Origin of the sequence: Psychroserpens sp., assembly GCF_045105015.1 — a bacterium.
Classification (GTDB): domain Bacteria; phylum Bacteroidota; class Bacteroidia; order Flavobacteriales; family Flavobacteriaceae; genus Psychroserpens.
The window spans coordinates 1-7,905 of record NZ_JBGCCX010000025.1 but is presented as its reverse complement, the minus strand read 5'-3'; the positions used below and the strand labels follow the sequence as shown (position 1 = coordinate 7,905).

The 7,905-nt window shown below is 31.4% G+C and carries 9 protein-coding genes, 1 other RNA gene and 1 pseudogene; 3 read left to right on the top strand and 8 right to left on the bottom strand.

Annotation, left to right across the window (positions count from 1 at the left end; genetic code table 11):
* Positions 1-423 (top strand): annotated as a pseudogene (locus AB8B90_RS01940) (dihydrolipoyl dehydrogenase); the annotation flags it as partial.
* Between the two features lie 51 nt (positions 424-474).
* Here AB8B90_RS01940 and AB8B90_RS01935 read toward each other — a convergent pair.
* The 4 genes from AB8B90_RS01935 to AB8B90_RS01920 all read right to left on the bottom strand — a co-directional run bounded on the left by AB8B90_RS01935 (position 475) and on the right by AB8B90_RS01920 (position 2,899).
* On the bottom strand, positions 475-951 hold the full coding sequence (locus AB8B90_RS01935; RefSeq protein ID WP_405333116.1) for an outer membrane beta-barrel protein: 477 nt from the start codon (positions 949-951) through the stop codon (positions 475-477).
* A gap of 42 nt (positions 952-993) precedes the next feature.
* Positions 994-1,416, bottom strand: a complete 423-nt coding sequence (aroQ, locus tag AB8B90_RS01930) for a type II 3-dehydroquinate dehydratase (protein WP_405333115.1) — start codon at positions 1,414-1,416, stop codon at positions 994-996.
* Positions 1,417-1,504: 88 nt separating this feature from the next.
* Positions 1,505-2,209 carry an outer membrane beta-barrel protein gene (locus AB8B90_RS01925; RefSeq protein ID WP_405333114.1) on the bottom strand — a complete coding sequence of 235 codons (705 nt, stop codon included), beginning with the start codon at positions 2,207-2,209 and terminating at the stop codon, positions 1,505-1,507.
* Positions 2,210-2,371: 162 nt separating this feature from the next.
* On the bottom strand, positions 2,372-2,899 hold the full coding sequence (locus tag AB8B90_RS01920; protein ID WP_405333113.1) for an outer membrane beta-barrel protein: 528 nt from the start codon (positions 2,897-2,899) through the stop codon (positions 2,372-2,374).
* A 240-nt stretch (positions 2,900-3,139) separates the two neighbouring features.
* On the opposite strand from AB8B90_RS01920, the gene AB8B90_RS01915 reads away from it, so the two are divergent.
* Positions 3,140-4,048 carry a site-specific tyrosine recombinase gene (locus tag AB8B90_RS01915; protein WP_405333111.1) on the top strand — a complete coding sequence of 303 codons (909 nt, stop codon included), beginning with the start codon at positions 3,140-3,142 and terminating at the stop codon, positions 4,046-4,048.
* A gap of 63 nt (positions 4,049-4,111) precedes the next feature.
* Positions 4,112-5,281, top strand: coding sequence for a PAS domain-containing protein (locus AB8B90_RS01910; protein ID WP_405333109.1), 1,170 nt, complete (start codon positions 4,112-4,114; stop codon positions 5,279-5,281).
* Between the two features lie 48 nt (positions 5,282-5,329).
* On the opposite strand, the gene rny is transcribed toward AB8B90_RS01910, so the two are convergent.
* The 4 genes from rny to AB8B90_RS01890 form a co-directional block, all read right to left on the bottom strand.
* Entirely contained in the window at positions 5,330-6,907 is a 1,578-nt protein-coding gene (gene rny / locus AB8B90_RS01905; protein WP_405333107.1) for a ribonuclease Y, read from the bottom strand.
* A 120-nt stretch (positions 6,908-7,027) separates the two neighbouring features.
* A non-coding RNA gene (gene ssrS / locus AB8B90_RS01900) (6S RNA) lies at positions 7,028-7,155 on the bottom strand.
* 56 nt (positions 7,156-7,211) lie between these two features.
* Positions 7,212-7,505, bottom strand: coding sequence for a cell division protein ZapA (locus AB8B90_RS01895; RefSeq protein ID WP_040250558.1), 294 nt, complete (start codon positions 7,503-7,505; stop codon positions 7,212-7,214).
* A gap of 15 nt (positions 7,506-7,520) precedes the next feature.
* Positions 7,521-7,811, bottom strand: coding sequence for a hypothetical protein (locus AB8B90_RS01890; RefSeq protein WP_405333105.1), 291 nt, complete (start codon positions 7,809-7,811; stop codon positions 7,521-7,523).
* Between the last annotated feature and the right edge of the window lie 94 nt (positions 7,812-7,905).

The following is a 7,905-nucleotide window of genomic DNA, read 5'->3' as shown; positions in this document are numbered from 1 at the left end:
GGTATTTTATGTGTTGAAAAAATTGCTGGACAACATGTTGAAGCTTTAGATTACGGAAACATTCCTGGTTGTACTTACTGTTCTCCAGAAATTGCGAGTGTTGGCCTAACCGAAAAACAAGCTAAAGAACAAGGGATCGATATCAAAGTTGGTAAGTTCCCCTTCTCTGCCTCTGGTAAGGCTAGTGCAGGTGGAAACAAAGATGGATTTGTAAAAGTGATTTTTGATGCTAAATATGGTGAATGGCTAGGCTGCCATATGATTGGTGCTGGTGTCACAGATATGATTGCTGAAGCAGTTCTTGGAAGAAAACTTGAAACGACAGGTCATGAAGTATTAAAAGCAGTTCATCCACATCCAACAATGAGTGAAGCTGTTATGGAAGCTGTAGCAGATGCCTATGATGAAGTTATTCATTTATAAAAAATAATTATCAATTATAATAAAGGCGATTCAGAAATGAGTCGTCTTTTTTTATAACCTTACTCCTATTCCAATAAACAAACCATTAGGAGCTATTTCTTCAAATCCTAAAGTATATTTCATATGAGTGTCTATTGCTGATGTAATATTATATGCTGCACTTATATCTGCACGAACTTTAAACTTATTTGAGAAAAAATCAAAGAAATAATTTAGACTTGGGCCAACCATAACATCAAAATTTCTAGCAACTTCATATTTTGCATAGATAGGAGCATTAATAAACTTAAAATCATTAAGACCTATATAAAGCAATTCAGGCTGTAAAGATAAAGATTCATCTATAGTAAAATCGACAAACACTCCACCATAAAATCCAGTTTCTGTTTCTGTATTAGAACCAAAGTTGGATTCTTCGACTTGAAAAAAAGTAAAGTTCAAACCTCCTTTGATACCGAAGTCAACTTCAGACTGTGCGTAAGAATGAAAAGACAGTAGAATAAAACTATAGTATAGAATCTGTTTCATTGAATGATTATAATTTAAAACCTATCCATATAGAGACTTAAATCATTGATTTAAGAAGCTCTGGATAGCTAATTCATAACTCTGTAACCCAAAGCCTAATATCACACCTTTAGCATTAGGAGACACATAAGACTGATGTCTAAACTCCTCTCTAGAAAATGTATTAGAAATATGAACTTCAATAACAGGAGTTTCAATAGCTTTAATAACATCTCCTATACCAATAGACGTGTGCGTGTAAGCCGCAGCATTTAAAATAATACCATCATAAGAAAAACCAACGTCTTGAAGCTTATCAATCAATTCACCTTCTATATTAGACTGGAAATGTTCTAACGCAATATTAGAATACTTATTTGATATAGATTCAAAAAAGTCTGTGAACGACAAGTCTCCATAAATATTAGTTTCTCTTTTACCCAATAAATTAATATTTGGTCCGTTGATGATAATTAACTTCTTCATATAGTAAAGGTATTAAAATTTAGACATAAAAAAGCCGAAGCAATTGCTTCGGCTTTTAATATGTAATTTAAGTTTTAAACTTATTGCATTAGAACTTCCAAGTTAAACCAAACTGAGCTGTTTGGAAAAAGTTGTTAAACACATTTAAGTTACCATTAAATCCTGAAGTTTTAGTCTCATCAGAAGTATTTGGTAAGTTATTCTCACCAGTACTAGAAGTGTAAGATAAAAGATCTGTTAATACAAAATTAATTGCAAAACATTCAGTTACGAAATAGTTGATACCTAAACTTGCTCCTGCTCCAAATCCTGAAGTATCAAAGTCTTGTGTAGGATCATCCATACCTGTAACAGTAGTTTCAGTATTTCCTGAGTTAAAACCTAATCCGAATTCACCGTAAGTTTTAAAACGCTTACCTAATTCTAAGAAGTAGTAACGAGCAAAAACTCCAGCACCAAATGTTGATCTTTTTGTTTCAGTAGTAACACTTGGGTCTACAAATAATACAGTATCTTCAAATTTAGAAGAATTTAAGCTTAATTGAATACCAACAGCAAACTTATCAGAGATAAAGTATCCTGCTTTAGGATTGAAGCTAAAACTTGAATTTTTTGTTTCGAATAAATCTCCTGTTTCATCAGAATCAGTATCAGTACTTGAGCTGAAACCTAAGTTACCTTCAACAATAATATTTCCTTTTTCAAAACCAAATGTTTTTTCTCCTTCTTCTTGAGCATTAACATTTGAAAAACCGAATACTGCAACTGCAGCTAATAGTAAAACTTTTTTCATAATAGATTTAATTTAAGTATTTAATAATTTGAGTTTAAAATTTTTAATCGGCGGCAAAACTATACTTAATGATTTTCTTATGCAAGAAAAATCTGATAAAGTTTTATCCATATAAAAGGGTAGCAATTTGCCACCCTTTTATAAATTATATCATAAGTTAAATTACAGAATTCTGTAATTTACACCTAAGTTTACTGATGAAAATGATCCACCGTCAGCGCTAACACCTCTGTAAGATATTCCTGCTTGAAATTCTTCAGTGATATTATATGCTACCATTGGTGCATAATAAAAACCACCATCTCCTTCTCCTGCAGCGATTGCATATCCTAAATCAGCTCCTAATACAAATGCTTCTGAAGCGTTAAAACGACCAGATGCAGCTAAAGGAATGTAATTAAAGTTATCAACCTCAACCTTAGTATCAGGAATAGTTACACCAAAGAAAGTACCACCTTCAATAGTTAATTCTTCTCCAGCTACAGTTTGGAATCCAGTTGCAACACCTGCTTGGAATTTTTCAGAAACTTCCCAAAGGTAAGTTGCATCTAATCCAAAGCCAATTCCATAAGAATCAGAGAAATCTCCGATTGTTGTACCTACATTTAAACCAGCTCTAAGCTCGCCTTGTGCATTTACATTTGATAAACTAAAAACTGCGACAACAGCTAATAAGATTAATTTTTTCATAATTTATAAGTTTTTAAAATTGATTAGTACAAACTAAATACTTTTTTTTCAAATAATAAACAATATTTGCAGACTTATTAACAATTTTGTAAACACTTAGTCTCAAATTGTTGATTACTAGATTTTTACATAATAGTTTATTAACAATATAAATAAAAAATACGTCATTTGACGTATAAAAACAGCCTTAAAACCCTTATTTTTACCATTATTAAATACAAATTATAGAGAAAAAACACTATGAAATGGCAAAATGCTATTAAAGATTACAAACATTACCTCAAAATTGAACGCGGATTATCCGTTAACTCTATTGATAGCTATGTACGTGATGTCGAAAAACTCATATTGCATTTAGAACATGACAACAACTCTATTTCCCCTATTGAGATAGATAAAAACGTAATCCAATCTTTTATATATTATGAATCAAAACGTATTAATGCAAGATCACAATCACGTTTAATATCTGGTTTACGTAGTTTCTTTTCTTATTTAGTGTTTGAAGATTATAGAAAAACAAACCCATTAGATCATATTGAGTCACCAAAAACTGGCAGAAAACTTCCAGATACTTTGAGCCTAAAAGAAATTGATTCTCTTATAGGAGCTATAGATTTATCTAGATGCTACAACAACATACACATTGGTGAACGGAATAGAGCAATTTTAGAAACACTTTACAGTTGCGGGCTTAGAGTAAGTGAACTTATCAATTTAAAAATATCTGATCTTTTTTTTGAGGAAGGTTTTATTAAGGTAACTGGAAAAGGTAATAAGCAACGTTTTGTCCCTATTGGTATTAATACTCAAAACTATATTAATATCTGGAAACAAGAACGTTCCAAAATTAATATCTCACAAGATTATACAGACACTTTATTTTTAAATCATAGAGGCAATCAATTAACCAGAGCCATGATTTTTACTATCATTAAAAATCTGGCGAAAGTTATTAACCTTAATAAAGTTATTTCTCCTCATACGTTTAGACATTCATTTGCGACACATTTACTTGAGAATGGAGCAGACTTAAGAGCTATTCAACTTATGCTTGGACATGAAAGTATTACAACCACTGAGATTTATATGCATGTTGATCGTTCACACCTTAAAGAAGTGCTATTGAAGCATCATCCTCGGAAATAATTTTTTGTGAGATTATGGTGACAATTCACTTTGTTTCGTGTCTTAAATAGTAAAGAAAAATGTATGAAACAGTTAATGAATAAGTTAGCTTTATTTAAAACGAATTCACAAGAACATTCAACTGAAAGTTATAAAAACTTAGATGAGTTAAAATGGCAATTTGCTCTAGAAAATTCTAATGTAGGCGTTTGGGATTGGAATGCTAAAACTAATCAAGTATTTTATTCAGAAAAAACGAAACAACTTATTGGTTTTACTAATTCAGAAATAAAAAATTCAGAAATACAATGGGATAAACGTGTTCATCCAGAAGATCAAGACGCTTATTTTAAAGATTACAATGCACATCTAAATGGAAACTTAGACCATTATAAGAACGAACATCGTGTGCGTTGTAAAGACGGAAGCTATAAATGGATTCTTGATCGAGGTAAAGTTGTTACTAGAGATAAAAACAATAAACCACTTCGCATTATTGGTACAGTTGCAGATATTACAAAACGAAAAAAAAATGAAGAATTACTCAAAACTAATTTAGAACTGATTACTAATCAGAACAAACGATTACATAATTTTACTCATATCGTGTCTCATAACCTTAAGACACATATCGGAAACTTTAAAAACATCTTAGAGTTTTATGACGAAGCACATTCTGAAAAAGAAAGAGATGACCTAATTTCTCATCTCAAGACAATTTCTGGTGCTTTAACAAACACCATTGTAGATTTAAACGATATTATTAGCATCAAATCTAAATCTAATATCGAGCAAATTAATGAGACTATAAATATACACTCCTGTGCAAATAAGATTATTAAAAGTCTAGAATTAGAGAGTCAACAAAAAAACATAAGCATACACAACGCCATTAGAGAGACTGATCATATAAAAACAAATGTTTCTTATTTTGAAAGCATTCTACATAATCTAATTTCAAATGGTATAAAGTACAGTCATCCTGAACGAAGATCTAAAATCATATTACAAACCATACACACCAACACGGAAATTAAAATACTTGTGTCTGATAATGGTATTGGAATAGATACAGATAAGTACAAAAATCAATTATTTGAAATGTACCAAACGTTTCATGGAACAAAAAGAGAAGATTCAAGAGGAATTGGCCTTTATATTACTAAAACTCAAGTTGAAGCTTTAGAAGGACGTATTGAATTAAGTAGTAAACCAAATGAAGGATCTACGTTTACGTTAATATTTAAAAGATAAAAGCATTCTAAAAATTAGAATGCTTTTATCTTTTAATTTAGTACAATACTATTTAGCAATATTTACAGCTCTAGTTTCTCGTATTACTGTAACTTTTACTTGTCCAGGGTATGTCATGTCAGTCTGTATTTTTTGAGAAATCTCAAAGGATAAATTTGCCGCCTGATCATCTGTAACTTTTTCACTTTCTACCATCACGCGAAGTTCTCTACCTGCCTGAATTGCATAAGCTTTATTAACTCCATTAAATCCAAAAGCAACATCTTCAAGATCTTTCAAACGCTGAATGTATGAATCTAAAACTTGACGTCTTGCTCCTGGTCTTGCTCCAGAAATTGCATCACAAACTTGAACAATTGGTGACAATAATGTTGTCATCTCTATTTCATCATGGTGAGCTCCAATAGCATTACATACTTCGGCTTTTTCGCCATGCTTTTCAGCCCATTGCATTCCTAGAATTGCATGAGGTGTTTCCATATCTGCTTCAGAAGAAGGCACTTTTCCAATATCATGTAATAAACCAGCACGCTTCGCTAATTTTGGATTTAAGCCTAGCTCAGCTGCCATAACTCCACAAAGCTTTGCAACTTCGCGAGAGTGTTGTAATAAGTTTTGCCCATAAGAAGAACGATACTTCATTCGACCAACTAATTTGATTAATTCTGGATGTAATCCATGAATTCCCAAATCAATGACTGTTCGTTTACCAACTTCAATAATTTCTTGTTCGATTTGTTTTTCTGTCTTTTTAACAATCTCTTCAATTCTAGCAGGATGTATTCTTCCATCAGTTACTAGTTTGTGTAAAGATAATCGCGCTATTTCTCGTCTGACAGAATCAAAACAAGATAATATAATTGCTTCAGGTGTATCATCTACAATAATCTCCACTCCTGTTGCTGCTTCAATAGCTCTAATATTTCGACCTTCTCTACCAATAATTCTTCCTTTAACATCATCAGATTCGATATTAAAAACAGAAACACAGTTATCAATAGCTTCCTCAGTTCCTATGCGCTGTATAGAGTTAATGATAATCTTCTTAGCTTCTTGTTGAGCAGTAAGCTTAGCTTCTTCTAGAGTGTCTTGTAGATAACTCATCGCATCAGTTTTGGCTTCGCTTTTGAGTGATTCTACCAACTGAGATTTTGCGTCTTCAGCAGATAAACCAGAAATAACTTCCAATTGTTTAATCTGACTCTTGTGTGCTTTCTCAACTTCATCCTTTTTCTTTTCAAGAAATTCGAGTCTAAAGTCGTAGTCTTTAATTTTACTATCAAGACTTTGGTTAGCCTTTTTATTTTTAGATAATTCACTAGAAATTTGGGATTCTTTGTCCCTAGTGCGCTTTTCAGCTTCAGCCATTTTTTTATCTCTCGATAGAATCACTTTTTCGTGTTCTGCTTTGAGTTCAATAAATTTTTCTTTTGCTTGAAGTATTTTATCTTTTTTAATCGATTCTCCTTCGTTTTTGGCTTGTTTTAAAATTGAATTTGCTTCATTTTTTGCATCTTTAATTAGCTTTGATGCGTTATTCTTTTCAAAATATTTTGCTATAATATATCCTAGTATTACTCCTAATACTACTCCTCCAACAATCATTAAAATTGTGTTCGTATCCATGTTTAAATTAGTTTTAAATGTTTTTTTGATGCTATCAAAATGCCTCAACCATATTAAAAGTTCTTTGTTTTAAAATGGGTAGGGCTAAAAAAAAGCCTACATCAGTTTCAGATTTTGTATAAACTCCTTAAAAACAAGTTTAGGGCTAACAAGCTGATCAAAAATCTGCCTAAGACACTAAAAAGTTTAGTACTAGCAGCTCGATTTTACAACTTAAACTCACCCTTTTTAAAGAATTAACGTTGAGTTTATCAAAAATAAAATAACTAATGTAGGCAGTAACCTAATATTATTTAAAAGAACGTTAAGCACTTAAATGTTCATGTAAAAGTTGATTTAAAGCATTTAACTTTGTCTCAACTTCTTCACTTACTTCGGCTTTATCTATTGTTTTCTGTTCTACTTGAGAGGCAAATTGTAAAGCACACATGGCTAAAACATCTTGCTTGTCACGAACAGAATAATTTTGTTCAAACTGGCTTATCATGGCTTCAATCTTTTTAGCTGCTTTTCGCAATCCTTCCTCTTGGCTTGGTGCAATTGTTAAAGGATATACTCTATTTGCTATAGATAGCTTTATTTTAAGCTGTTCTGCCATTACATGTTGTTTACATTATTCAGATAATTGCGCAATACAATGGTCAATATCTCTAATTAATGTATTTATTTTAAGCTTAGTTTCTCTATTATTCTCGTCACTGCCCAGTAAGGAATTTGCCATTTTGAGTGCTTCATACTTATCAGCCCAAGAACTAATTTCTTCTTGTTGACTTATATTTTTTTGCTGTTGAATTGCTAACTCCTCTGAAATTTTAGCATTGGTCTGTTTTAAAACTTCAAGTTTATGCAACACTTTGCTAATTTTATTCTCTAACGAATCGACAATATCTTCAATTTTACTCATTTACAAATTTCAATACTGATGAAACAAAGTTAACATACCAAATGAAAAATAGCAATTGTTTTAGAATAAATTTTGAATTAATATCAAAACATCA

Excerpts from the sequence above, each read along its gene's own strand:
- rny (WP_405333107.1), bottom strand. The coding sequence starts at position 6,907 with ATGGATACGAACACAATTTTAATGATTGTTGGAGGAGTAGTATTAGGA.
- AB8B90_RS01925 (WP_405333114.1), bottom strand. The coding sequence starts at position 2,209 with ATGAAAAAAGTTTTACTATTAGCTGCAGTTGCAGTATTCGGTTTTTCA.
- AB8B90_RS01910 (WP_405333109.1), top strand. The coding sequence starts at position 4,112 with ATGAAACAGTTAATGAATAAGTTAGCTTTATTTAAAACGAATTCACAA.
- AB8B90_RS01915 (WP_405333111.1), top strand. The coding sequence starts at position 3,140 with ATGAAATGGCAAAATGCTATTAAAGATTACAAACATTACCTCAAAATT.
- AB8B90_RS01895 (WP_040250558.1), bottom strand. The coding sequence starts at position 7,505 with ATGGCAGAACAGCTTAAAATAAAGCTATCTATAGCAAATAGAGTATAT.
- AB8B90_RS01935 (WP_405333116.1), bottom strand. The coding sequence starts at position 951 with ATGAAACAGATTCTATACTATAGTTTTATTCTACTGTCTTTTCATTCT.
- aroQ (WP_405333115.1), bottom strand. The coding sequence starts at position 1,416 with ATGAAGAAGTTAATTATCATCAACGGACCAAATATTAATTTATTGGGT.
- AB8B90_RS01890 (WP_405333105.1), bottom strand. The coding sequence starts at position 7,811 with ATGAGTAAAATTGAAGATATTGTCGATTCGTTAGAGAATAAAATTAGC.
- AB8B90_RS01920 (WP_405333113.1), bottom strand. The coding sequence starts at position 2,899 with ATGAAAAAATTAATCTTATTAGCTGTTGTCGCAGTTTTTAGTTTATCA.